Source organism: uncultured Mucilaginibacter sp., from assembly GCF_903913935.1.
GTDB lineage: Bacteria > Bacteroidota > Bacteroidia > Sphingobacteriales > Sphingobacteriaceae > Mucilaginibacter.
Window position 1 is genome coordinate 1 of the sequence record NZ_CAIWNH010000147.1, and the last position, 2,350, is coordinate 2,350.

The 2,350-nt window shown below is 40.8% G+C and carries 3 protein-coding genes; all 3 read right to left on the bottom strand.

The features are described from left to right. On the bottom strand, window positions 1-338 hold a 338-nt coding region (locus tag QZY09_RS05525; RefSeq protein WP_295669281.1), incomplete at its 3' end, for a pentapeptide repeat-containing protein. A gap of 21 nt (window positions 339-359) precedes the next feature. Beyond that, complete coding sequence (locus tag QZY09_RS05530) at window positions 360-1,409, bottom strand: YcxB family protein (protein ID WP_295669284.1); 1,050 nt, start codon at window positions 1,407-1,409, stop codon at window positions 360-362. Window positions 1,410-1,498: 89 nt separating this feature from the next. Beyond that, a partial coding sequence (locus tag QZY09_RS05535; RefSeq protein WP_295669287.1) for a methylmalonyl-CoA mutase family protein occupies window positions 1,499-2,350 on the bottom strand: 852 nt, incomplete at its 5' end.

Here is a 2,350-nt window from a genome sequence, read left to right on the forward strand (position 1 = left end):
AACTTAGCCCCTTTGTTTTTCTTTTTGTAGAAAATGGCATTGTCCAGAATACAGTTTTCAAAACTCACTTCAAACAAAAAGTCGCGGCTTTTGCTGAAATCGGCGCCGCTTAGCTTGCAGTTTTTAAATCGAAGACCCTGTAAACCGGTATCAGCTAATTGTGCCAGCGACAAATTGCAATCTTCAAACCGGCAACCGATAAAAACCATCCCCGACAGGTGAGCATAAGAAAGATCGCAATTTACAAATGCACAGTTTTCATATGTCCGCTTATGCCCGGAGATTGCAGCAGCGGATATTTTAGTAAAGGTTTCGTCTTCGATGATGTCGGGGATCATGGTGCAAAAATATTTAACGGATTAATGGGATTTCCTGATCAAACCCAATTTAGCACTATCTGATTTGGCTACCTGCGGATAGATATCATCTTTTGTGTTTGGGATACCATCAATGCCGGATGAGAATGGATAATAATGATTGCCGACCCTCTGATAGATGTATTTTGTATCTTTTTTAATATCCTTATCAAAGGATCGAAGGGGGTCATTAATTGCGACCATTTTATCATCTTCAGTTACTTGCGCCAGGCTATCAGGATAATTCACATGCTGTATTTTATAAAACTCTATATTTTTCAAAAGAGAGTTTAACTGCATTTGGGAAATTTCGGCAAACCCTTTTCTTGTTTGCAAACTATTTTTTAATTGATAATCCATGGAGCCATAAACTGCAACAGTCCAAACGATTCCCGCCGCACCGATAATGATCAGCCATTTATCTTTATATTGAAAAATCCCATACATGAGCAGCCCGAAGCCAACGAATGCCCCAACTAATGGAACTATACATATCAGACCTAACAAATAAGGAGGTTTAGTTTTTGAAGTATTGAGTTGAAAATTTAACTTTCCCCTTTGTTGAATGATTTTGCTCTGAACTATTCTGAGGAAATTAATTGCTTCGGTTTCTGAAGGAAAAGCATTTTTAGGAACAGGCGAAAACTTCTTATCGGCGAGAATCAAATAGATAAATTTATCATTTGACCAGGCAGACGCAATGCTTCCCCATTTTCGCATTTGGGTCTTACTTTCTGACTCAACTAATAAACCTTCATCATTAACAGTAACCTTCTTGCTCTCAAATGTAGATTTATTCTTGGCATTCGCATTGTTCAGACGTATTAGAACAATGAGTAATGGAATAAAATATACAATCATGATAATTACTAACGGAGAAACAACTATTGCTATTAAAAATCGCCACCATAAAAAAGTTTCGCCATTTAAAGTACCTATTAAAATAATTGTGAGTAAAATAAAAACCCATGATCGCTGTTGAAGCACACTTTTTAAATAAAGCTTGCTGGATTCGAGGTAATCTTTTTTTGAAAGCTGGTATTCTATCTGCATCTTTTGTAATCGCGCTTGAAATTAGATAATTATCGATCAATAATATACAAATGGCACAAAATTCCCAACTAATCTCAAATCTCTAATCTCTACATATTCCTTCTATACTGCCCCCCTACCTCGTACAAAGCATGCGAGATCTGCCCCAGCGAACAATACTTACAGGCCTCCATCAAACTTTCAAAAATATTGCCGCCGGCAATGGCGGTTTGCTGCAGGGTTTTTAGTAGTTGAGGGATGAGCTCCTCGTTGCGATGCTGAAACTCGTGCAGGGCTTCAATCTGGAACTGTTTTTCTTCTTCGGTAGCGCGGATCACTTCGGACGGAACAATGGTCGGCGAGCCATTTTTATTAAGGAAAGTATTTACACCCACAATCGGGTATTCGCCGGTATGTTTAAGGGTTTCGTAGTAAAGCGATTCTTCCTGGATCTTGCTGCGCTGGTACATGGTTTCCATAGCGCCCAAAACCCCGCCGCGGTCGTTGATGGCCTTAAATTCGGCCAAAACAGCTTCTTCCACCAGGTCGGTTAGTTCTTCAATGATGAAAGCGCCCTGGATGGGATTTTCATTTTTAGCCAGGCCCAGTTCGCGGTTGATGATCAGCTGGATCGCCATTGCACGGCGCACTGATTCTTCGGTTGGTGTTGTAATGGCTTCATCATAAGCATTGGTATGCAGCGAATTACAGTTATCATAAATAGCATACAAAGCCTGCAGGGTGGTGCGGATATCGTTAAAATCAATTTCCTGGGCGTGCAGCGAGCGCCCGCTGGTCTGGATATGGTATTTTAGTTTTTGAGAACGGTCGTTGCCCTTGTATTTATTTTTGATGGCCTTGGCCCAGATGCGCCGGGCTACGCGGCCAATAACCGCGTATTCCGGATCAATACCGTTGGAGAAAAAGAACGATAGGTTTGGCGCGAAATCATCAATATGCAT

Excerpts from the sequence above, each read along its gene's own strand:
- QZY09_RS05530 (WP_295669284.1), bottom strand. The coding sequence starts at position 1,409 with ATGCAGATAGAATACCAGCTTTCAAAAAAAGATTACCTCGAATCCAGC.